Origin of the sequence: Massilia forsythiae, assembly GCF_012849555.1 — a bacterium.
GTDB classification, from domain to species: domain Bacteria; phylum Pseudomonadota; class Gammaproteobacteria; order Burkholderiales; family Burkholderiaceae_D; genus Telluria; species Telluria forsythiae.
The window spans coordinates 420,600-444,202 of record NZ_CP051685.1 but is presented as its reverse complement, the minus strand read 5'-3'; the positions used below and the strand labels follow the sequence as shown (position 1 = coordinate 444,202).

Below are 23,603 nucleotides of genomic sequence, written 5' to 3'. Positions count from 1 at the left end.
GAACGGTATGAACGATTTGGCCAGGTATCCCAGCCTGCGCGGCAGGCGGGTATTCGTGACGGGCGGCGGCAGCGGGATCGGCGAGGCGATCGTCGCCGCCTTCGTGGCGCAGGGCGCGCTGGTCGCCTTTGTCGACATCATGGTCGAGGCCAGCGAAGCGCTGGTGGCGCGCCTGGCACAGGCGCTGCCGCAGGGCGCCACGGCGCCGTTGTTCCGCCATTGCGACATCACCGACATCGCGGCGCTGGAGCGCACCATGGCGGAACTGGCGGCGCAGATCGGCGACTTCGACGTCGTCGTCAACAACGCCGCCAACGACCAGCGCCACCGCATCGGCGAGGTCAGCGTCGACTACTTCGACGAGCGCATCGCCATCAACCAGCGTCCGATGTTCTTCACCGTGCAGGCGGCGCTCGAAGGCATGAAGCGGCGCGGCGGCGGCTCGGTGATCAACTTCAGCTCGATGTCCTTCCACGCCAAGAACCCGGACTACCCGATCTACGCCGCCACCAAGGCCGCGGTGACCGGCCTGACGCGTTGCCTGGCGCGCGACCTGGGTAAATTCAACATCCGCGTCAACACCGTCACGCCGGGCTGGGTAATGACCCAGCGCCAGATCGATTTGTGGCTGGACGAGGCGGGCGAGGCCGAGATCAAGCGCGCCCAATGCCTGCCGGGCAAGCTGATGTCGGAAGACGTGGCCTCGATGGTGCTGTTCCTGGCGGCGGACGACAGCAAGATGTGCACGGCGCAGGATTTCGTGGTGGATGCGGGGTGGACGTGAAAGAGCGATGAGGCGGATCTGGCGCAACATGCATGCGCCGTGCCGCCAGCTTTCTTTCGTCACCCTCAAAACCGTCGTTCCCGCGCAGGCGGGGACCCATACATTGCATCCATGGTGGCTCGGTATGGGTTCCCGCCTGCGCGGGAACGACGGGGTAAAGCTTCGCTAACCTTCACTAGGCCGCTGCCCATGAACAAACCGAACCTGGCCCTGATCCCCGCCGCGCTCGCCCTGGTCGCGCCGCTTGCCGCCGCCACCTCGCCCGCCGGTATGGGCTGGGCGCCCCTGCTCAGCCCCGACCGCCACATCAGCGTCGCCGTCCGCATCGCGCTCGATAAAACGCTGGAATACACGGTCGCGCGCGACGGCAAGCCGGTGATCCTGCCGTCCCGCCTCGGCCTGCGCCTCGAAGGCGCCGACCTCGAACACGGCCTGGCGCTGGCCGGCGTCTCCAGCGTGCAGCCGATCGCCGAAGACTACGAACTGGCCACCGCCAAGAAACGGCATATCAGCTACCGCGCCAACCAGCAGGTCGTCACGGTACGCAACGCCAGGGGCCAGTCGATGGACGTGGCATTCCGCGTTTCCAACGACGGCGTCGCGCTGCGCTACCTGGTGCGCGAACCGGACATGGCCACCAAGCGCTTCGTGGCCGAAGCCACCAGCTTCCGCTTCGACACGGCGGCCAAAGCCTGGCTGCAGCCGATGTCGGTCGCCCAGACCGGCTGGAGCAACACCAATCCCTCGTACGAGGAGCACTACCGCTACGAGATTCCGGTCGGCACGCCGTCGCCGCTGCCGTCGGGCTGGGTGTTCCCGGCGCTGTTCAAGAGCGGCGACACCTGGGTGGCGCTGACCGAAGCCGGCATGGACGGCAGCTGGCACGCCGCGTGCCTGCAGGCCGATGCCAAAGGCGGCATCTATCGAATCGGCACGCCGATGGCGGCCGAGGTGGTGCCCGGCGGCGCGCTGCTGGCCGAGAGCCGCGGCACCTTGACCTCGCCGTGGCGCGTGATCGCGCTGGGCAGCCTGGCGACGCTGGTGGAGTCCACGCTCGGCACCGACCTGGCGCTGCCGGCGATCGCCTTCGACAAGAACAAGGTCGCACCCGGCCACGCGTCCTGGAGCTGGGCGCTGCTGAAGGACGACGGCACCGTGTTCGACGTGCAGAAGAAGTTCATCGACTACGCCGCCGACATGCGCTGGGACTACACGCTGGTCGACGCCGACTGGGACCGCAAGATCGGCTACGACAAGCTGGGCGAACTGGCGCGCTACGCGGCGTCGAAGAACGTCGGCCTGCTGGCCTGGTACAACTCGTCGGGCGACTGGAACAAGACCGAATATTCGCCCAAGTCGAAGCTGCTGACGCACGAGCAGCGCGTGGCCGAGTTCGCGCGCCTGGCCGGGATGGGCGTCAAGGGCGTCAAGATCGATTTCTTCGGCGGCGACGGCCAGTCGATGATCCGCTACTACGTCGACATTCTGAACGACGCCGCCGCGGCCGGCCTGCTGGTGAACTTCCACGGCGCCACGCTGCCGCGCGGCTGGAGCCGCACCTATCCGAACCTGATGACGATGGAAGCGGTGCGCGGCCTGGAATTCACCACCTTCGAGCAGCAGGACCAGGACGCGGTGGCGCGCCACGCTAGCGTGCTGCCGTTTGCGCGCAACCTGTTCGATCCGATGGATTTCACGCCGATGGTGTTCGGCGACATCCCGAAGATCCGGCGCGCCACCCGCAACGGCTTCGAACTGGCGGAGTCGGTGCTGTTCTTGTCCGGCATCCAGCATTTCGCCGAGACGCCGGAAGGCATGGCGACGGCGCCCGGCTACGTCAAGGAGTTCCTGCGCACCTTGCCGCGCAGCTGGGACGACGTGAAATTCGTGGCCGGCTATCCGGGCCGCCACGCCGTGATCGCGCGCCGCGCCGGCGACGCCTGGTACGTGGCCGGCATCAACGGCGACGACAAGGATGCCACGCTGGATCTCGATCTCGCCTTCCTGGCCGGCAGGGAAGGGCAGCTGATCGGGGATGGCGCCGGCGAGCGCGAGTTCCGCAATGCCACGATCCGCGGCGGCGCCCAACGGATGACGATCAAGGCGCACGGCGGCTTCGTCGCTGTATTCAAATAAATCATTTATAACATTCAATAACGGAGACCGCATGAACGTATTCAAACCCACCGCCCTCGCATTCGGCATCCTGGCGATGCTGTCGGCGTCCGCCTTCGCCCAGGTCAGCATATCCATCGATACGGCCAAGCCCGGCGCCGTGATCAACAAGAACGTCTACGGCCAGTTCGCCGAGCACCTCGGCACCGGCATCTACGAAGGGCTGTGGGTCGGTCCGGAATCGAAGATCCCGAACACCAAGGGCTGGCGCAACGACGTGGTCGGCGCATTGAAGGAACTGCACGTGCCGCTGGTGCGCTGGCCGGGCGGCTGCTTCGCCGACGAATACCACTGGCGCGACGGCATCGGCGCGCGCAAGAACCGGCCGGTGAAGGTCAACACCAACTGGGGCGGCGTCCCGGAAAGCAATGCGGTCGGCACCCACGAATTCTTCGACCTGGTCGAGATGCTGGGCGCGGACGCCTACGTCAACGGCAACCTCGGCACCGGCACCCCGCAGGAATCGGCCGAGTGGGTCGAGTACATGACCTCCACCGGCAAGTCGACCCTGGCCGAGCTGCGCGCCAAGAACGGCCACCCGCAGCCGTTCAAGGTCGCCTATTTCGCCATCGGCAACGAAGCCTGGGGTTGCGGCGGCAACATGAAGCCGGCCTACTACGCCAACCTGTACAACCACTATGCCACCTTCATCAAGGCGCCCAAGGACGTGCGGCCGAAGCTGATCGCCAGCGGCGGCAACGACTACGACACCACCTGGACCGATACCCTCAGCAAGGAAACGCGCGACACCGACGGCATCAGCTTCCACTACTACACGCTGCCGACCGACAAATGGGACAAGAAGGGCGCCGCGGTCGGCTTCCCGGAAAGCGAGTGGTACTCGACCGTGTCGAACACGCTGCGCATGGAAGAACACATCAAGCGCAACGTCGCGGTCCTCGACAAGAACGACCCGCAGAAGAAGATCGGCTTCTACGTCGACGAATGGGGCACCTGGTACGACGTCGAGGCGGGCACCAACCCGGGTTTCCTGTTCCAGCGGAACACCCTGCGCGACGCCGTCGTGGCCGCGCTCAACTTCAACATCTTCCATGCCCACGCCGACCGCGTGCGCATGACCAACATCGCGCAGATGGTCAACGTGCTGCAGGCCATGATCATCACCGACAAGGACAAGATGCTGCTGACGCCGACCTACCACGCCTACAAGATGTACGTGCCGTTCCAGGACGCCACCTCGCTGCCGGTGACCCTGTCCAACAACACCACCTACGGCGTGAATGGCCGCGGCGTGCCGGGCATCAGCGCCTCGGCCGCGCGCGCCAGGGATGGCAAGGTGTATGTCGCCCTGGTGAATACCAATCCGCATGACGCCACCGACGTGACCCTCGACCTGCCGGGCCGGGGCGTCTCCTCGGTGCGCGGCCAGGTGCTCACCGCCGACGCCATGGACGCCCACAACACCTTCGACAAGCCGCAGGCGATCAAGCCGGCGCCGTTCAGCGCCAGCGCCGCCGGCGGCAAGATGACGATCAAGGTGCCGGCCAAGGCGGTGATGGTCGTGTCGGTGGAAGGCTGACCGGTGCACGCCGCCCGTCGTTCAAGGGGTGGGTGGACACAGCGTGTCCACGCGGCGATCGGCGCCGTCCGCACCGCCGCACTCGCGTTCCCTGCCGCGCTCGTGCTTGGACATGCGCCGTGTGTATCCGCCCACGCCGCCCAGGTCGGCGTGCACGACCCGGTAATGGCCAAGCAGGGCAACAAGTACTACCTGTTCAGCACCGGCCCCGGCATCACCTTCTACAGCTCGTCCGACATGCTGCACTGGAAGCCGGAAGGGCGCGTCTTCCCCGGTCAGCCGGCCTGGGCCAAAGGGGCGGCGCCCACCTTCGACGATCACATCTGGGCGCCGGACATCCAGTACCACGATGGCCGCTACCTGCTGTACTACTCGGTGTCCGGCTTCGGCAAGAACACCTCCGGCATCGGCGTGACCAGCAACGCCACGCTGGATCCGCGCTCGCCCGACTACCGCTGGCAAGACCAGGGCATGGTGCTGCAATCGGTCCCGGGACGCGACCTGTGGAACGCCATCGATGCCAACGTGGTCGAGGACGAGCGGGGCACCGGCTGGATGAGCTTCGGCTCGTTCTGGAGCGGCATCAAGCTGGTCAAGCTCGACCCGACCTGGACGAAGCTGGCAGAACCGCAGGAATGGCACACCGTCGCGCGCCGCGAGCGCCCCGCCTTCACCCCGGACGAGCAGGCCGGCCCGGCCGAGATCGAGGGGCCGTTCATCTTCAAGAAGAACGGCTGGTACTACCTGTTCGTCTCCTGGGGCAAATGCTGCCAGGGGCCGAACAGCACCTACCACGTGGTGGTCGGCCGTTCCCGCGCCGCCACCGGCCCCTATCTCGACCGCCTGGGCAAGGATATGGCCCAGGGCGGCGGCTCGCTCGTCATCCAGGGCGACCGCGACTGGAAAGCGCTCGGCCACAACAGCGCCTACACCTTCGATGGCAAGGACTGGCTGGTGCTGCATGCGTACGAGACGGCCGACAAGTACAAGCAAAAGCTGAAGGTGCTGGAGATGAAATGGGATGCGCAGGGGTGGCCGACGGTAGAGCAGAAGGATTTGAGCCGGTACCAGAGCGTGCAGTTGCCTTAATGGCGTGATGATGTAATGGTTATCAAATCAGCTGCTCGTAGCGTCGGCCCATCCCCGTCGTCCCCGCGAAGGCGGGGACCCATGCAGAGTTTCAAAAAACGACTGCCGAACATTGCTGCGGTATTTCCATGGTTCGAATTCTGATGCTCGGTATGGGTCCCCGCCTGCGCGGGGACGACGCGGTGGGGTTTGTACTAGTCACTCGTATGAGGTTGCGATGACATTGAAACGGATGGCAGCCCTGCTGCTGCTGCAAGCCACGACCCTGCTCGGCGCCGCCCACGCCGCCGAGCTGTTTCCCCTGCGCGACGTGCGTTTGGGCCCGAGTCCCTTCCTGGACGCCCAGGCCACCGACCTGAACTACCTGATGTCGATGGACCCGGACCGCCTGCTGGCGCCGTTCCTGCGCGAAGCCGGCCTGCAGCCCAGGCAGCCCAGCTACGGCAACTGGGAATCGTCCGGCCTGGACGGCCACATGGGTGGCCACTACCTGTCGGCGCTGGCGCTGATGACGGCATCCACCGGCGACCCCGAGGTAAAAAAACGCCTGGATTATTTCGTGGCCGAGCTGAAACGCGCCCAGCAAGCCAACGGCGACGGCTACCTGGGCGGCATCCCCGGCGGTCGCGCGGCCTGGCGCGACGTCGCCGCCGGCAAGCTCCACGCCGACAATTTCTCCGTCAACGGCAAGTGGGTGCCCTGGTATAACCTGCACAAGATCTACGCCGGCTTGCGCGATGCCTGGCGCTACGCCGGCAACGGGGATGCCAAGATCATGCTGATCGCCTTGTCCGACTGGGCGCTGCGCCTGACCGGCCACCTGAGCGACGAGCAGATGCAGCAGATGCTGAAAAGCGAGCATGGCGGCATGAACGAGGTGCTGGCCGACGTCTACGAGATGACCGGGCAGCAGAAGTACCTGGACCTGGCGCTGAAATTCTCGCACCGGGCCATCCTGCAGCCGCTGGAAAAAGGCGAGGACAAGCTGACCGGGCTGCACGCCAACACCCAGATCCCGAAGGTGATCGGCTTCCAGCGCATCGGCGAACTGTCCAAGGATCCGGCGCAGGGCAGGGACATGCGCCAGGCCGCCGCCTTTTTCTGGCAGACCGTGGTCGAGCACCGCACGGTCGCCATCGGCGGCAACAGCGTCAAGGAGCATTTTCATGATGTGAAGGACTTCGGGCCGATGGTGGACGAGGTCGAGGGGCCGGAGACCTGCAACACCTACAACATGCTCAAGCTGACCGAACTGCTGTTCGCCGCCAGCGACAAGGCCGCTTATGCCGACTACTACGAGCGCGCGCTGTACAACCATATCCTGGCGTCGCAGCATCCGGGCAGCGGCGGCTTCGTCTACTTCACCCCGATGCGTCCGAACCACTATCGCGTGTATTCGCAGCCGGACCAGGGCATGTGGTGCTGCGTCGGCTCCGGCATCGAGAGCCACGCCAAGTACGGCGAATTCATCTACGCGCACGAGCGCGATGCGCTGTTCGTCAACCTGTTCATTCCCTCGACGCTGGACTGGCGCGCGCGCGGCGTCAAGTTGACCCAGTCGAACAATTTTCCCGACCAGGCCGGCACGCGCATCGTGCTGGACGCCGTGGGGCAGGACGGCCGCTTCGCCCTCAGGATTCGTTATCCGGCCTGGGTGGCGCCGGGCAAGCTGAGCGTGCGCGTCAACGGCAAGCCGGTGAAGGTGGACGCCGCGCCGGGGAGTTACGCCAGCATCGAGCGCACCTGGAAAAAGGGCGACCGCATCGACCTCGAGCTGCCGATGACCACGCGCCTGGAGCGCATGCCGGACCGGTCGAATTACTATGCGGTGCTGCACGGCCCGGTGGTGCTGGCGGCCAAGACCAACCCGTTTCCCAGCGAGCACCTGAACTTCCTTGCCGACGATTCGCGCATGGGGCACATCGCTTCCGGCCAGGTGTGCCCGCTGGAGGCGGCGCCGACCTTCGTTGCCGACAGCACGGATTTCGTCAGGCGCTTCAAGCCGGTCAAGGGCAAGCCGCTGACCTTCACCGCGCCGCCGGGGCTGGTGCAGGGCGGGAGCGGCGCGTCCACCGAATTCATTCCCTTCTTCCGCCTGCACGATGCGCGCTACATGGTCTACTGGCAGCAGTCGACGCCGGGCGACTATGCGCGCATGAAGCTGGACAACGCGGCGCGCGAACAGGAACGCCTGGCGCTGGACGCGCTCACCATCGACCAGGTCGGGCCGGGCGAACAGCAGCCGGAATCCGACCACGGCTTCAAGGGAGAAGGGGCGGACGCCGGCCTGAACGGCAAGCGCCACTGGCGCCACGCGACCGCCTGGTTCAGCTACGAGCTGAAGGACCCGCAGGCCGAAGCCAGGGCGCTGCGCCTGACCTTCGCGCGCGCGGATGGCGGCCGCCGCTTCGACGTAGTGGTGAACGGCCAGCGCGTTGCCGAACTCGTGCTGCCGACCGACGCGGCGCAGGAATTCTATACGCGCGACATCGCCTTGCCGGCGGATCTGGTGCGGGCGGCGCGCGGCAAGCTGGAAGTGAAATTTGTGGCCAGGGAAGGGTCGATCGCGGGCGGCTTGTACGGCTTGCGGCTGTTGCGTGGCGAAGGGCAGGGCGTCTAGCGAATATGCTCTAGAGAAAGTCTTGGTGTAGACTGCGGGAAAACGCGGACCCTTCTCCCAAATGATGTGTTGGCTTGAAAGCGTCGTCCCCGCGAAGGCGGGGACCCATACCGAGTGTCCGAAGTTGGTATCTTTGAAGCGCCCTGCTTGCTTTTGATATATCGGATTTTAGTGCTCGGCATGGGTCCCCGCCTACGCGGGGACGACGCTTGCGGCAGCCTCGCACCATCGTGCGACATCGCAGACACCATGAAAAATACGCTCTCCCTCGCGCTGTTGCCGGCGCTGTTTTCCGTCGTTACCTTGTCCGCCTGCGACAAGGTCAAGGCGGCCGTCAACCTGCTGCCCAAGGAACAGGCCTGCGTCGACAGCGAACGCTGGAAGACCAGCGACGCCAAGATCCAGGTCGTCGCCAACCTGGGCGACCGCGGCTTGCCGCTCAAGAGGGATGCGTTCTGGGTGCGCTTCCAGGTGAAAAGCGAATCCGGCCCTTCGCCGAAGCGCAACATGTTGTGCGAAAAGATCAACGGCAAGTGGGTACGCGCCGAGAACGATGAATTCATCATCCGCATGCGCCTTGCCAACACCCTGCTGCAGCAAAAGGGCGCTGCTCTGCGTGCTCGCGAGCCGCGCGACGGCTTCCTGCGCCGCTTGCCCAACCCGCGCGGCGACAGCGGCGCCGACGTCGCCTTCGAACTGGCCGGCGACATGATGTTCAAGGAAGACGGCCGCTTGGCGAAGTAGCCCATGTTCACAGAGTTGCCGACACACGCAAATGATGTCATTTCGAGTATCGAGACGGTCAAAAAAATGATTGGATGAATATGTCACTTGCCGCTAGTATTGAGCAATAAAACAATACCGGAGACAGTGATGACGTTCACCCGCAGGAATTTCCTGGGCGCAGCCATGCTCGCCTGCGTTGCAAGTCAGGCATTCACCGCCAGCACGGCATTCGCGGCCAAGCCGCTCACCATCGGTTTTTCCCAGGTCGGCGCCGAAAGCGAATGGCGCAGCGCGAATACGGCGTCCATCAAGGACGCCGCCAAAAAGGCCAACGTCAACCTCAAGTTCGCCGACGCCCAGCAGCAGCAATCGAACCAGGTCAAGGCGATCCGCTCCTTCATCGCCCAGCGCGTCGACGTGATCGCCTTTTCGCCGGTGGTCGAAACCGGCTGGGAAACCGTGCTGCGTGAAGCCAAGAATGCAAAAATCCCCGTGATCCTGACCGACCGCGCGGTCAAGGTCAGCGATCCGTCGCTGTACGTCAGCTTCATCGGTTCCGATTTCGTGGAAGAGGGCCGCCGCGCCGGGCGCTGGCTGGTCGATTACGCCAAGAAAAATCCGGGGAAGCAGCTGAACATCGTCGAACTGCAGGGCACCACCGGCGCCGCCCCGGCCAATGACCGCAAGAAGGGGTTCGCGGAAGTCATCGCCGCCGATCCGAAGTTGAAGATCGTCCGCTCGCAGACCGGCGATTTTACGCGCGCCAAGGGCAAGGAAGTGATGGAAGCCTTCCTGAAATCCGAGGGCAAGAACATCAACGTGCTGTACGCGCACAACGACGACATGGCGATCGGCGCCATCCAGGCGATCGAGGAAGCCGGCTTGAAGCCGGGCAAGGACATCGTCATCGTCTCGATCGACGGCGTGCGCGGCGCCTTCGAGGCCATGATGCAGGGCAAGCTGAACGTGACGATCGAGTGCAATCCGCTGCTCGGCCCGACGCTGATGCAGACCGCGCAGGCAGTCGTCGCCGGCAAGCCGGTGGCGCAGCGCATCACGGTCAACGAAGGCGTGTTCCCGGCCGAAGTCGCGGCCAAGGAATTCCCGAACCGCAAGTACTGAGTCGGCCATGGTCGACGTCCGCAATGCACCGGCGCCGGTACTCGACGTCGCCGGCATCCACATGGGCTTCCCCGGCGTCAAGGCGCTGTCGGACGCCGGCCTGCGCCTGTACCCGGGCGAAGTGCACACGCTGATGGGCCAGAACGGCGCCGGCAAATCCACGCTGATCAAGGTGCTCACCGGCGTCTACCAGCCGGACGCCGGCAGCATCCGCCTGAACGGCGCCGCGATCCAGCCGCGCTCGACCCAGCATGCGCAGGAACTCGGCATCAGCACCGTGTATCAGGAAGTGAACCTGTGCCCGAATTTGTCGGTCGCGGAAAACATCTTCATCGGCCGCTATCCGCGCCGTTGGGGCATGGTCGACTGGAAGGCCATGCGCCGCCAGGCCGGTGAATTATTAAGACGCCTGCAGATCGATGTCGACGTGAGCCGGCCGCTGGCGGATTATCCGCTGGCGATCCAGCAGATGGTCGCCATCGCGCGCGCCCTGAATACTGAGGCGCGCGTGCTGATCCTCGACGAACCGACGTCCAGCCTGGACGAGGCCGAGGTGCAGACCCTGTTCGGCGTGCTGCGCCGCCTGCGCGACGAGGGCATGGCGATCCTGTTCGTGACCCATTTCCTGGACCAGACCTACGCCATCTCGGACCGCATCTCGGTGATGCGCAACGGCGAGCGCGAGGGAGAGTATGCCTGCGCCGAACTGTCGCGCCTGGCGCTGGTGAACAAGATGATCGGCGCGCCGGCGGATGCGGCCTTCGAAGCGCAGGCGCAGACCACGGCCGCGGACGAGGGCGCGCAGGGCGAGGTGTTCCTGGCCGCGCGCGGCATCGCGCGCAAGGGCGTCTTGTCGCCGGTCGACCTGCAACTGCACCGCGGCGAGCTGCTCGGCCTGGCCGGCCTGCTCGGTTCCGGCCGCACCGAGACTGCGCGCCTGCTGTTCGGCGCCGACAAGGCCGACGCCGGCAGCATCGAGGTCGGCGGCCGGCAAGTCGCCTTCGCCAATCCGCGCGATGCCATCGCCCAGGGCGTCGGCTTCTGCTCGGAAGACCGCAAGCACGAAGGCGCGATCCTGCCGCTGTCGGTGCGCGAGAACCTGATCCTGGCGCTGCAGGCGCGCCAGGGCATCTGGCGCGCGATTCCGCTGAAGCGCCAGCAGCAGCTGGCCGGCGATTACGTGCAGTGGCTGGGCATCAAGACCGCCGGCATCGAGACGCCGATCGGTTCGCTCTCCGGCGGCAACCAGCAAAAGGTGCTGCTGGCGCGCTGGCTGGCCACCGAGCCGAACCTGATGATCCTCGACGAACCCACGCGCGGCATCGACGTGCGCGCCAAGCAGGAAATCATGGATTACGTCGGCAAGCTGTGCCGCAAGGGCATGGCGATCCTGTTCATTTCGTCCGAGCTGCCGGAAGTGCTGCGCGTGGCCGACCGCATGGTCGTCATGCGCGACCGCAAGGCTTGCGGCGAGTACCGGCGCGGCGAACTCGACGAAAGCTCGGTGCTGCGCGCGATCGCCGGCGAAGGTGCCGGCGACAGCGCGCAAGACACCATGAGGGAGGGCGCATGAACGCACCCGTGAAAACGCCGGCGTCCGTGGCGGCATCGGAACCGGCGCGCACGCCGCTCGGCGCGCTGCTGCTGCAGCATCCGCTGCTGCGCCCGGCCGCGGCATTGATCGTGCTGCTGGTGCTGGACGCGCTGCTGGTGCCCGGGTTCTTGCGCCTCGACGTCAAGGACGGCCACCTGTACGGCGCGCTGGTCGACATCCTCAACCGCGCGGCGCCGCTGATGCTCGCCGCGCTCGGCATGACGCTGGTGATCGCCACGCGCGGCATCGACATCTCGGTCGGCGCCGTGGTCGCGCTGTCCGGCACCGTCGCGGCGATGCTGGTCGGCGGCGCCACCCCGATGCTCCCGATGCCATTGGCCCTGGGCGCCGCGCTCGGCGTGGCGCTGCTGTGCGGGCTGTGGAACGGCGTGCTGGTGGCCGGCATCAAGCTGCAGCCGATCGTCGCCACCCTGATCCTGATGGTGGCCGGGCGCGGCCTGGCGCAGCTGCTGACCGACGGCCAGATCGTCACCGTCTACTACCAGCCGTTCTTCTTCATGGGCAGCGGCTACCTGTTCGGATTGCCGTTCGCGGTGTACCTGGTGGCGGCGGTGTTCGCCGTGACCATGCTGCTGATGAAGAAGACCGCGCTCGGCCTGTTCATCCAGTCGGTCGGCATCAACCCGGTGGCGGCGCGCCTGGCCGGCCTGCGCACGGCCACGCTGCTGGTGTTCGCGTATGTGTTCTGCAGCTTCTGCGCCGGCCTGGCGGGCCTGCTCGTCACCTCGAACATCAAGAGCGCGGATGCCAACAATGCCGGCCTGCTGCTGGAGCTGGATGCGATCCTGGCGGTCACGCTGGGCGGCACCTCGCTCGCCGGGGGCAGGTTCAGCCTGGTGGGCAGCATGATCGGCGCGCTGATCATCCAGACGCTCACGTACACCATCTATTCGCTGGGCGTGCCGCCCGAGGTCAACATGGTCGTCAAATCCATCGTGGTGTTCGTGGTCTGCATTTCGCAGTCGAGCGAATTCAAGCAACTCATCGCGCGTGCCAAGCGGAGGCCGGCATGAGCGGCGGTATCTCCGCCGGCCTGGCTGCGGGCGCCAAGCGCGACGGCGGCTTCAGGAAGATCTCCGGCGCGCCCTGGTTCACGTCGATGGTGACCGTGGCGCTGCTGCTGGCCATGCTCGGCATCGGCGGCGCCGTGTATCCCGGCTTCCTGTCCGAACAGGTGGCGTTCAACCTGCTGATCGACAACGCCTTCTTGCTGGTGGTGGCGATCGGCATGGGTTTCGTCATCCTGTCCGGCGGCATCGACCTGTCGGTCGGCTCGATGCTGGCGCTGTCCACCATGGTCACGGCCTGGCTGCTGCAGACGGCGCACTGGCCGCCGGCGGCGGCGATCGCCTGCGTGCTGCTGATGGGCGCCTGCTTCGGCGCCTTCCAGGGTGCGATCATCCACCTGTTCAAGCTGCAGCCCTTCATCGTCACGCTGGCCGGCATGTTCCTGGCGCGCGGACTCTGTTACCTCATCAGCATCGAGTCGATCAGCATCGACCAGCCGTTCTTCGTCGCCGTGTCGCAGACCCAGGTGCCGTTCCTGGGCGGTTTCCTGTCGCCGGGCGCGTTGATCGCCCTGGCCGTGCTGCTGCTGGCGGTGTGGCTGGCCCACTACACCGCCTTCGGCCGCGCCGTGTACGCGGTCGGCGGCAACGAGCAATCGGCCGCGATGATGGGCCTGGACGTCGGCCGCACCAAGGTGCTGGTGTATGCGCTGAGCGGCCTGTGCGCGGCGCTGGGCGGCGTGCTGTTTGCGTTCTACATGCTGTCCGGCTACGGCCAGCACGGCCAGGGCACCGAACTGGATGCGATCGCCGCGGTGGTCATCGGCGGCACCCTGCTGACCGGCGGCTACGGCTACATCGCCGGGGCGCTGTCGGGCGTGCTGGTGCTGGGCGCGATCCAGACGCTGATCGCGTTCGACGGGACGCTCAGCTCGTGGTGGACCAGGATCGTGATCGGGGCGCTGCTGTTCGTGTTTTGCGTGGTGCAGCGGGTGATGGGTGGTAAGAGCAGGTAGCGTCGCACGGCAATGCTTCGGTCCACGCTAGCATATCGCGCTTCCTCCATTCGCAGTGCCGTCAGCTTGGGTTCCCGCCTGCGCGGGAACGACGGTGTTTTTGCGTCTGCGCTAGAACGTCGTCCCCGCGCAGGCGGGGACCCAAGCTCACGTCGCGACACCCGATAACGCCCGCATCAATCATCCACAAATAAAAACCGGAGATCCTCCATGCTCAAACAAAGCCTCGCCGCCATCCTGCTCGCCGCCACCGCCGTGGCCCAGGCCGCCAACCCGATCACCAATAAAATCTTCACCGCCGACCCGGCCGCCCTGGTCGACAACGGCCGCGTCTACCTCTACGTCGGCCACGACGAAGGCAAGGAAGGCGGCAAAGACTACGTGATGAACGAGTGGCGCGTGTTCTCCAGCTGCGACATGCAGAACTGGACCGCCCATCCGGATCCGGTGCCGTACAGCGTGTTCAAGTGGGCTGGCCGCGACGCCTGGGCCAGCGACATCGCCAAGCGTAACGGCAAATACTATTTATACGGTACCGTCGACCACAAGACCATCCCTGGCAAGGCGATCGGCGTGGCCGTGTCGAACAGCCCGACCGGTCCTTTCGTCGACGCGCGCGGCACGGCGCTGGTCACCAACGACATGACCCACGAGACCCCGATCGCCTGGGACGACATCGACCCGGCGGTGTTCGTCGACGACGATGGCCAGGCCTATCTGTACTGGGGCAACACGGTCATGAAATACGCCAGGCTGAAGCCGAACATGATCGAGCTGGACGGCCCGATCCACACGGTCGGCCTGGAAGCCTTCACCGAGGCCTCCTACCTGCACAAGCACAAGGGCACCTATTACCTGTCGTACTCGCGCAAGTTCCCGGAAGAGACCGTGTACATGAGCGGGCCGAGCGCCACCGGGCCGTGGTCGTTCGGCGGCGTGATCATGGAACAGAACAGCAACGTCAAGACCATCCACCAGGCCATCGTCGACTTCAACGGCAAGTCCTACATCTTCTACCACAACGGCAAACTGCCCACCGGCGGCGAATACCGCCGTTCGGTGGCGGTCGAGGAATTGCATTACGGTCCGGACGGCAAGATCTTGCCGGTGGCGCAGACCGGGCAGGGCCCGGCCGCCAATCCGTCGCCGGGATGCAAGGGATAAGCCGATAAGCGATCTAAACTTCGGTAAAGCATCCATGGAAGCGATATCGATACTGATATGATTTAATCATGGACACGACCAACCCGAACTGGTTTCTCAAGGCGCGCCTCAAGACGCGCCAGCTGCTGCTGCTGATCGCCCTCGACGACTACCGCAACATCCACCGCGCCGCGGACGAACTGCACATGACGCAGCCGGCCGCCTCCAAGCAGATCAAGGACTTGGAGGAGATGCTCGACGTCAAACTGTTCGAGCGCTTGCCGCGCGGCATGGAACCGACCATCTACGGCGAGACCATGATCCGCCACGCGCGCATGGCCCTGACGAGCCTGGCGCTGGCGCACGACGACATCGTGACCCTGAAGGCCGGCCTGACCGGGCAGGTCGAGGTCGGCGTCATCATGACGCCGGCGATGACCCTGCTGCCGCGCGCGGTGGCGCGGGTGAAGGAAGAGGCGCCGCTGCTGCGCATCGGCATCCAGCTGGAAACCAGCAACGTCCTGCTCGACAAGCTGCAGCACGGCACGCTCGACTTCATGATCGGGCGCATCTTCGACACCATCGACACCACCGGCCTGATCTACGAGGAATTGACCGAGGAGCCGGCCTGCGCGGTGGTGCGCCCCGGCCATCCGCTGCTGGACAACAAGGGCCTGGAACTCAAGGACATCGTGCCCTTGCCCTGGATCGTGCCGCCGCACGGCAGCATCCTGCGCTACCGCTTCGACATGATGTTCCGCCGTTCCGGGCTGGAACCGCCGGCCAACGTGGTCGATACCACGGCCATGCTGGTGATCACGGCCCTGTTGCAGCAGACCGATTCGCTGCACGTGATGCCGCTCGAGGTGGCGCAGTACTACGCGTCGCTGAACGTGATGCGCATCCTGCCGATCGAGCTGCCGTGCAAGATGGATGCGTTCGGCATCATCCGCCAGCGCGACCACTTGCTGTCGCCTGGCGCCGACCTGCTGCTGCGGGCGGTGCGCGCCGCTGCCAAGGAAATGTATTGATCGGTGCTTGCGAAAAAAATACCGAATTTAAGTCGGTATAGCTTTTTTTTGCCTAATACGTATTCCGAATTTACCGAATTTGTTCGGTTGCCTTGATTGCACGCGGTGAAGCCCCTAGGCAGATGGCTTTTCCTATGGAAGTTCAGAAAAAAAGCAGAGTATTTCAGCGCAAGTATGTTGCTTGGATCACTCGCAATGAATAAATTTCGCTGCTGATTCTTTCGTTTCTATCGACTTTTACTCATGTTTGGCGGTAATCTTTCCTTATGGAAAAATATCGAACAGTCGCTGTGGTTCGATACGGGAATGACGTACGGAGAAGAACATGGCAATGAAGGATTTCAAGATCGGCACGCGCTTGGGCGTCGGCTTCGGGGCGCTGTGCGTGGCGCTGGTATTCATGGTCGGGCAGGGCACGGCGATGCTCGGCCGCATCAACGCAGGCACCGACGAGATCGTGCACAAGCGCCTGCCGCGTATCGAGATGGCGAGCCGCACCCTGAACGAGGTGAACGACATTTCCCTGGCGATGCGCAACCTGATGCTGGCCGACGACGATGCCGACCGCGGCAGGCAGATGGATAAAATCATGTCGTCGCGCAAGGAGATCGAGGGCTTGTTGGCGGGCATGGACAAGGAACTGGAAAGCCAGCGCGGGCGCGACCTGCTGCACCGGCAGCAGGAATTGAACACCCGTTTCGTCCAGGCGCAGGATCGATTGATCGCGCTGGTCAAGGCCGGCGACGAAGCCGGCGCCAAGCAATTCATCATCACCGTGCTGCGCCCGATCATGCAGCCGTACCGCGACGCGATCACCCAGCAGATCGAGATGCAGAAGGAGCTCAGCAGCGAAACGGCGGCGGCGGCGGAACGCATCTTCAGCGAAACGTGCACGCTGACCGTCGGCCTGGGCCTGGCAATCGTGGCCGCGGCCTGTGCGCTGGCCTGGTGGATCTCGCGCTCGATCACCCGGCCGGTGCGCCTGGCGCTCGACGTCGCCAACGCGGTGGCCGCGGGCGACCTGAGCGAAAAAATCGACGTGCAGGGCTGCTGCGAGGTCGCGCAACTGCTGCACGCCTTGAAAGTCATGAACGACAACCTGGCCGCCACCGTGACCACCGTGCGCAGCGGCACCGACGCCATCGCGCTGGCTTCCAGGGAAGTCGCGGCCGGCAACCAGGACCTGTCGACACGCACCGAACAGCAGGCCGGTTCGCTCGAAGAGACCGCGTCGTCGATGGAAGAACTGACCTCGACCGTGCGCCAGAATGCCGACAATGCCCGTCAGGCCAACGTGCTGGCCGACACCGCCAGCGGCGTCGCCACCCGCGGCGGCCAGGTGATCCACGAAGTGGTCGACACCATGCAGCAGATCCACGCCGCGTCCGGCAAGATCGTCGACATCATCGGCGTCATCGACGGCATCGCCTTCCAGACCAACATCCTGGCCCTGAACGCGGCGGTGGAAGCGGCGCGCGCCGGCGAGCAGGGCCGCGGCTTCGCGGTGGTGGCCGGCGAGGTGCGCAACCTGGCGCAGCGCTCGGCCACGGCGGCCAGGGAAATCAAGGCGCTGATCGGCGACTCCAGCGCCAAGGTGGAAGCGGGCAGCCGCTTGGTGCAGGATGCCGGCAACACGATGCAGGAAATCGTCGACAGCGTACGCCGCGTGACCGACATCCTGGGCGAGATCACCTCGGCCAGCCAGGAGCAGACCGCCGGCATCGAACAGATCAACGAATCCGTGACCCAGATGGACACGGTGACCCAGCAGAACGCGGCGCTGGTCGAAGAGGCCGCGGCGGCGGCGGATGCGATGCAGGCGCAGGCGGTGCGCCTGGCGCAGGCGGTGGCGGTATTCAAGCTGGATGGAGCGCCGTCGAGCGCTGCCGCGCTGCCGGCGCCGGCCGTGGTCCTAGTGCCGGCCACATCGGCGGCGCCGCTGAAGCGCCCCCCGGTCACCGCGTCTGCCGTGAAACCGGCGCTCGGCAAGCCGGCTGCGTTCAAACCTGCCGCAGTCAAACCCGCTGCAGCGCGCGTACCGGAAACCGTGGGCGGCGACTGGGAAGAATTCTGATACCCGGCGACGTCACCCTATACTGAATGTCTCCTCCTTGCCCGGCAGTGCGCTTGCGCCGCCGGGTTTTTTTGCATTGCTAAATGGCAACTAGAAAATTCCTGAGAAAGTTTTGTTCTTCCTCAGCAGATAAATAATAATTTAACTAGATTTTTCTTGGGCGCTTTGCTTCATTTTTAACAGGGATAGAGGAAGAAAGTTTCCAATAACTAAGCCAAGTCGAAAAGTACTCTTGTAGATCTTTTTCTGGAATTTTTATGCTATCAAGCAATATTTGCTCCAGCCCATTTGCTAGCTCAAATTTATTAAAGGTATTTTTCATTGGGGGTAACAAGTCTTGCCTTAGCCACTTACCGATTTCTCTTTGTGCGCCTATTAATTTTCCTACTTGAACAATTTGTTCGTCATTCGACAGAGTCCTGAGATTAGTCACAAAGCCCAAAGAACCATTGGTGAGAACAGTCTTTATCAAGGTTTTCGTGCTTTCATCGAATGCTTGGTAAATAGAAATTCCCGTTGCTATCACCTGTGCCGATGTCCATACTGCTTTTGTAAGTACTGCTATAACTGGCTGACTGTGTGATTTCTTAATGGAATTATTATGAGCTCTACGTTTCTTTCTAGAAGATTTCCCCATTATTTTCTCCTTTGTTATAAAGATGTATATTTTAATTCCAATTAAAATTTACCATAAATATTAGAAATTTAATATAGAAATTTATTGGCAGAATTTTTATAAATTAAGTTGCTCTGCTACATCCGAAGCTAAAAAATAAATAGAGATTTGGATTGAGAAATATTGATCGCATAACGTTTATGTTACGCTATTCAATGCGCCAGTGTCCGCACCACGCTGGCCACTTCCGTAAACCGTCTTTACAAGGATTAGCATGACCGGCTTTGTCATTCCACCATCCACTACCCCGTCGCTCGCCGTGGCCGATGCCGACCAGGCCTTCCCGCTGCGCCGCGTGTTCTGCGTCGGCCGCAACTATGCCGCGCACGCGCGCGAGATGGGGAGCGACCCGAACCGCGAACCGCCGTTCTTCTTCACCAAGCCGGCCGACGCCGTGGTACCGGCCGCCGGCACCGTGCCGTACCCACCGTCGACGCAAGACCTGCACCACGAGATCGAACTGGTGGTGGCCCTGAAGGGCGGCGGCGCGAATATTGCGCCGGAAGCGGCGCTCGACCTGGTGTGGGGCTACGGCGTCGGCCTCGACCTGACCCGGCGCGACCTGCAGGCCGCCGCCAAGAAGGATGGCCGCCCGTGGGACATGGCCAAGGGCTTCGATGCCTCGGCGCCGTGCAGCCCGCTGCTGCCGGCGAGCGCGGTCGGCCATCCGCAACAGGCGCGCATCTGGCTCGAAGTCAACGGCCAGTTGAAGCAGGAAGGCAACCTGGACGAGATGATCTGGCCGGTGGCCGACGTGATCGCCTACCTGTCGCGCTTCGTGACGCTGGCGCCGGGCGACCTGATCTATACCGGCACGCCGGCCGGCGTCGATGCGCTGCAGCCGGGCGACCGCGTGCGCGGCGGCGTCGACGGCGTCGCCACCTTCGAGCTGGCCATCGGCGCGGCCGCCGCATGAGCGCGCAGGCGTCGGGCCAGGGCGGTGAAGACGTCGTCCTGCTGCAGCTGGGCGAGTACACGCCGGACGTGCAGGCCCGGCTGGAGGCGGCTTTTCGCTGCGTCAAGCCGGCCGACCTGGAACGCGATCCGGCGCTGGCCGGGCGGGTGCGCGCCATCGCCACGCGCAGCAACCTGGCGCTGCCGGCGGAATTGGTCGAGCGCCTGCCGGCGCTGGAGATCGTCGCCACCAACGGCGTCGGCTACGACCTGATTCCGCTAGACCTGATGGCGCGGCGCGGCATCGTGGTGACCAACACGCCGGACGTGCTGAACGCCGCCGTCGCCGAGCTGTGCGTCGGTGCGCTGCTGGCGCTGCTTCGCCGGCTGCCGCAGGCCGACCGCCACGTGCGCAGCGGCGCCTGGGCCAAGGGCGCCTTTCCGCTCGCCACCGGCCTGGCCGGCAAGCGCCTCGGCATCGTCGGCCTGGGCCGCATCGGCAAGGAGATCGCGCGCCGCCTGGAACCGTTCGGCGTGGCGCTGTCGTACTACGGCCGCAGCGACCAGCGCCTGGACTGGCATTACGAGCCGGACCTGGAGGCGCTGGCCCGCGCGGCAGACATCCTGGTGGTGGCGGCGCCGGGCGGGCGCGAGACCGCCGGCCTGATCGACGCGCGCGTGCTGGCGGCGCTCGGGCCGCGGGGCTACCTGGTAAACGTGGCGCGCGGTTCGCTGGTCGACGAGGCGGCGCTGATCGCGGCGCTGGAGCAGGGCGCCATCGGCGGCGCCGCGCTCGACGTGTTCCACAACGAGCCGGACATCGATGCGCGCCTGTCCGGGTTCGACAACGTGCTGCTGCTGCCGCACATCGGCAGCGCCACGCACGAGACGCGCGCGGCGATGGCGGCGCTGATGCTGGAGAACCTGGAGGGGTGGTTCAGGGAGAGAAAGGCGGTAACGCCGGTAACCGCCTGAATCGGCGCGGCATGAACGTCGTTCCCGGCATTGCCGGAAACGACTTCCCGCGCAGGCGCACTACTGTCCAAGATAGTATTGCTGGCCTAAAAACCGTCGTCCCCGCGAAGGCGGGGACCCATGCTGAGTGTCAAAAGTCGGCATTTTCGAAATGTTCTGGTTGCTTCTGGGTACCAAATTCTCTTGCTCAGTATGGATCCCCGCCTTGAACTGCCCTAAGGAAGTTGGACAGGAAAACCGTTCAACTTTCGAAGGATCAGATGTTCAAGTATCTAGACGAATTCAAGCACAAGGTAGTGCTGGAGTACTTCAGCGGTACCATGGGTTTCCGCCGTTTGTCGGCGCATCACGAGGTAAATATTGGATCGGTCAAACGATGGGTAGCGGCTTATCGTTTGCATGGGATGGAAGGAATCAGCCGCAAGGTAACGCGCTATGATGCCCAGTTTAAGCTGTCGGCACTACAGTACATGTGGGACAATGGATTGTCGATGAAACAGACGGCAGCCATCTTCAATGTTCGCAACCCGACCAGTATTGGGATATGGGAGAGCCGCTATAGCAGCGGTGGCTTGGAGGCATTGGCCAAGCCGCACAATCACGCTCGCCAAATGAAAGCACCTACGAAAAAACCTGCCGCCAAACCTGATGCCGAACGTACGCTTGATGAGGTGCTCAAGGAAAACGAGTACTTGCGTATGGAGGTAGAGGTTCTAAAAAAGCTGCAAGCCTTAGCTCAAGCACAAAAGCAGCCCGCGCCCAAAAAGCGCAGGTAGTGCATGAATTAAGGCAAAAATACCCAATTGTTACCCTGCTCAAGATCGTCAATCTTCCCAAGAGCAATTTTTACTATTGGGACAAGGCCAGGCAAAGGCCAGATAGACACGAAGGCATCAAACAGCTTATCAAGATGACGTTTGATGCGCACAAAGGGCGTTACGGCTACCGCCGCGTAGCAAGCGCCTTGGTACAGGCAGGTAAAAAAATTCATGCCAATACCGTCCAACGGCTGATGCAGGCAGAAGGATTGAAGTCGTCACAACGAGTTAAACGATATAAATCGTATAAAGTTCAAGTAGGCATAGTCGCGCCAAATGTGCTCAAGCGGGAGTTTACTGCAGGCGAACCTAACCAGAAATGGGTCACTGACGTCACCGAGTTCAAAGTAGGGCAAGACAAGCTGTACTTCTCACCAATCAAGGATTTGTTTAACGGGGAAATCGTTGCGTATTCATTCGATACACGGCCAGTGTTCACCCTGGTAACTTCAATGCTCACGAAGGCACAGCAAAAGCTGGGCATCAATGAAAAACCAATGCTTCATTCGGACCAGGGCTGGCATTACCAGATGACTCAATACCGCAAGATGCTGAGCGACGCCGGCATGGAGCAAAGCATGTCCAACAAAGGTAACTGCTACGACAACGCGTCCATGGAAAGCTTCTTCGGCATCTTGAAGTCAGAGTGTTTCCACAATCACAAATTTGCCAGCATCGATGACCTAAAGAAGACCATCGTGGATTACGTGCAGTATTACAATCAAGACCGGATCAGGATCGGCCTTGGCGGCATGAGTCCTGTTCAATATAGACTAGCACACGCCAAGACCGCATAATCCCCCTGTCCAACTTTCTTAGGTCACTTCACCTTCGCGGGGACGACGAGTTGTTGGCTAGGAATGATTTTTACGTTACTGCTAGCAACAAAACCCGCTTAAGGCAGAGATAACGATTATCTTGGACAGCAGTGCGCGCAGGCGGGAACCCATGCTGAGCTATAGAAACCTGCAGCTTTGAAAAATGCCGCGGTATATTCGGATATCTTGCGTTCGCAAACGATGTATGGGTCCCCGCCTTCGCGGGGACGACGGCATATCGGCTGGCGGCACTCACTTGCAGCGCTGCCGCCCACCCGCCCGGCACATCCTTCAATTCGCCATGTTCCGCGCCACGATCGCATCCGTGGCCGCCTGCGCCTGCTGCAGCGGCTGCGCCAGCACTGTAGTCGCATAGGTTGGCGCTGGCATAGCGGCGGTGCCGAGGGCGCCGCCCTTGTCGTTGCTGATGTCGACGTCGACGGTGGCGGACAGGCCCACGCGCAGCGGGTGCGCGGCCAGCTCGCGCGGGTCCAGCGAGATGCGCACCGGCACCCGCTGCACCACCTTGATCCAGTTGCCGCTGGCGTTCTGCGCCGGCAGCAGCGAAAAGGCGCTGCCGGTGCCGGCGCCCAGGCCGACCACCTTGCCGTGGTAGGTCACCTTGCCGCCGTAGATGTCGGCCTCGATGGTGGCCGGCTGGCCGACGCGGATGTCGCGCAGTTCCGACTCCTTGAAGTTGGCGTCCACCCACAGCTGGTCCAGCGGTACGATGGAGAGCAGCGGCGCGCCCGGCGCGATGCGGCTGCCGACCTGCACGCTGCGCTTGGCGACGTAGCCGCCCACCGGCGCCACGATGGCGTTGCGGCGCGCCGCCAGCCAGGCCGACAGGTAATCGGCCCTGGCCGCCAGCACGGCCGGGTGCTGGGCCGGCGCCACGCCGGCCACCGCCACGCGGGTGCCGGCCAGCTGCCGTTGCGCCACCGCCAGCGCGGCTTTCGCATCGTCGACGGCGCGGCGCGCGTGCGCCACGTCTTCGCCCGAAACCACGTTGTCGGCCGCCAGCGGCGCGCGCCGCGCCAGGTCTTCCTGCGCGGTCTTCAAGGCCACGCGGCGCTGCTCGACCACGGCCTGCTGCTGGTCGACGCCGGCATAGCGCTCGCGCTCCTGGCGCACCACGCTGCCCAGGCGCGCCTCGGCCTGGGCCAGCGCGACCTCGGCGTCGGACGGGTCCAGGCGTACGATCTCGGCGCCGGCTTTCACCAGTTGCGTTTCGTCGGCGCGGATGGCGATCACGCTGCCGCTGACCTGCGACGAGACGTTGACCAGGTTGCCGCCTACGTAGGCGTTGTCGGTCTCGACGCGCCTGGAGGCGACCAGGGTGTAGTAGGCGCCGTAGGCCAGGCCGGCGGCGACGAAGGCGGCGGTGATGCCCAGCAGGACGAAGCGGCGCTTGTTCGGGTTCGGCGCGGGCGTGCTCGTGCTCGTAGTGGCGTTGGTAGTGGTAGCGGTGCTCATGGCG

The 23,603-nt window shown here is 63.9% G+C and carries 18 protein-coding genes; 16 read left to right on the top strand and 2 right to left on the bottom strand.

Annotated features, from left to right (window positions below; translation table 11 throughout):
• Window positions 1–7 precede the first annotated feature (7 nt).
• The 13 genes from HH212_RS01990 to HH212_RS27645 all read left to right on the top strand — a co-directional run bounded on the left by HH212_RS01990 (window position 8) and on the right by HH212_RS27645 (window position 17,942).
• On the top strand, window positions 8–784 hold the full coding sequence (locus HH212_RS01990) for an SDR family NAD(P)-dependent oxidoreductase (RefSeq protein ID WP_169433852.1): 777 nt from the start codon (window positions 8–10) through the stop codon (window positions 782–784).
• 189 nt (window positions 785–973) lie between these two features.
• Window positions 974–2,920 carry a glycoside hydrolase family 97 protein gene (locus tag HH212_RS01985; protein ID WP_169433851.1) on the top strand — a complete coding sequence of 649 codons (1,947 nt, stop codon included), beginning with the start codon at window positions 974–976 and terminating at the stop codon, window positions 2,918–2,920.
• A 31-nt stretch (window positions 2,921–2,951) separates the two neighbouring features.
• On the top strand, window positions 2,952–4,499 hold the full coding sequence (locus tag HH212_RS01980; protein WP_169433850.1) for an alpha-N-arabinofuranosidase: 1,548 nt from the start codon (window positions 2,952–2,954) through the stop codon (window positions 4,497–4,499).
• A gap of 150 nt (window positions 4,500–4,649) precedes the next feature.
• Window positions 4,650–5,588: an arabinan endo-1,5-alpha-L-arabinosidase gene (locus HH212_RS01975; RefSeq protein ID WP_229217522.1), complete on the top strand. Its 939-nt coding sequence runs from the start codon at window positions 4,650–4,652 to the stop codon at window positions 5,586–5,588.
• 217 nt (window positions 5,589–5,805) lie between these two features.
• The gene (locus HH212_RS01970) at window positions 5,806–8,208 is read left to right on the top strand and encodes a glycoside hydrolase family 127 protein (RefSeq protein WP_169433849.1); all 2,403 of its coding nucleotides are present in this window, start codon (window positions 5,806–5,808) and stop codon (window positions 8,206–8,208) included.
• Between the two features lie 249 nt (window positions 8,209–8,457).
• Window positions 8,458–8,952: a hypothetical protein gene (locus HH212_RS01965; protein WP_169433848.1), complete on the top strand. Its 495-nt coding sequence runs from the start codon at window positions 8,458–8,460 to the stop codon at window positions 8,950–8,952.
• A gap of 129 nt (window positions 8,953–9,081) precedes the next feature.
• Window positions 9,082–10,056, top strand: a complete 975-nt coding sequence (locus tag HH212_RS01960) for an ABC transporter substrate-binding protein (protein ID WP_169433847.1) — start codon at window positions 9,082–9,084, stop codon at window positions 10,054–10,056.
• Window positions 10,057–10,063: 7 nt separating this feature from the next.
• A complete protein-coding gene (locus tag HH212_RS01955; RefSeq protein WP_169433846.1) occupies window positions 10,064–11,629 on the top strand; it encodes a sugar ABC transporter ATP-binding protein in 1,566 nt (521 codons plus the stop codon).
• Entirely contained in the window at window positions 11,626–12,684 is a 1,059-nt protein-coding gene (locus HH212_RS01950) for an ABC transporter permease (RefSeq protein ID WP_169433845.1), read from the top strand. Before HH212_RS01955 ends, HH212_RS01950 begins: the two co-directional genes overlap by 4 nt.
• Entirely contained in the window at window positions 12,681–13,694 is a 1,014-nt protein-coding gene (gene yjfF, locus HH212_RS01945; protein WP_169433844.1) for a galactofuranose ABC transporter, permease protein YjfF, read from the top strand. The genes HH212_RS01950 and yjfF overlap by 4 nt, the downstream gene beginning before the upstream one ends.
• Before the next feature lie 210 nt (window positions 13,695–13,904).
• Window positions 13,905–14,858, top strand: coding sequence for a glycoside hydrolase family 43 protein (locus tag HH212_RS01940; RefSeq protein WP_169433843.1), 954 nt, complete (start codon window positions 13,905–13,907; stop codon window positions 14,856–14,858).
• Between the two features lie 68 nt (window positions 14,859–14,926).
• The gene (locus HH212_RS01935) at window positions 14,927–15,868 is read left to right on the top strand and encodes a LysR family transcriptional regulator (RefSeq protein WP_169433842.1); all 942 of its coding nucleotides are present in this window, start codon (window positions 14,927–14,929) and stop codon (window positions 15,866–15,868) included.
• Between the two features lie 325 nt (window positions 15,869–16,193).
• Window positions 16,194–17,942 carry a methyl-accepting chemotaxis protein gene (locus tag HH212_RS27645; protein ID WP_169433841.1) on the top strand — a complete coding sequence of 583 codons (1,749 nt, stop codon included), beginning with the start codon at window positions 16,194–16,196 and terminating at the stop codon, window positions 17,940–17,942.
• A gap of 145 nt (window positions 17,943–18,087) precedes the next feature.
• On the opposite strand, the gene HH212_RS01925 is transcribed toward HH212_RS27645, so the two are convergent.
• Window positions 18,088–18,579: a hypothetical protein gene (locus HH212_RS01925; protein ID WP_169433840.1), complete on the bottom strand. Its 492-nt coding sequence runs from the start codon at window positions 18,577–18,579 to the stop codon at window positions 18,088–18,090.
• A gap of 253 nt (window positions 18,580–18,832) precedes the next feature.
• Here HH212_RS01925 and HH212_RS01920 point away from each other — a divergent pair, with 253 nt between their 5' ends.
• The 3 genes from HH212_RS01920 (at window position 18,833) to HH212_RS01910 (ending at window position 22,102) form a co-directional block, all read left to right on the top strand.
• Entirely contained in the window at window positions 18,833–19,534 is a 702-nt protein-coding gene (locus HH212_RS01920) for a fumarylacetoacetate hydrolase family protein (protein ID WP_169433839.1), read from the top strand.
• Window positions 19,531–20,487 (top strand): 2-hydroxyacid dehydrogenase, encoded by a 957-nt coding sequence (locus HH212_RS01915; RefSeq protein ID WP_169433838.1) that lies wholly within the window; start codon window positions 19,531–19,533, stop codon window positions 20,485–20,487. Before HH212_RS01920 ends, HH212_RS01915 begins: the two co-directional genes overlap by 4 nt.
• Before the next feature lie 260 nt (window positions 20,488–20,747).
• Window positions 20,748–22,102 (top strand): IS3 family transposase gene (locus HH212_RS01910; RefSeq protein ID WP_370663905.1). Its coding sequence is split into 2 segments (ribosomal slippage): window positions 20,748–21,234 and window positions 21,234–22,102, totalling 1,356 coding nucleotides; the frame shifts between segments, so codons are not numbered across the junction.
• A 312-nt stretch (window positions 22,103–22,414) separates the two neighbouring features.
• Here HH212_RS01910 and HH212_RS01905 read toward each other — a convergent pair.
• Window positions 22,415–23,599 (bottom strand): HlyD family secretion protein, encoded by a 1,185-nt coding sequence (locus HH212_RS01905; RefSeq protein ID WP_169433837.1) that lies wholly within the window; start codon window positions 23,597–23,599, stop codon window positions 22,415–22,417.
• Window positions 23,600–23,603 lie beyond the last annotated feature (4 nt).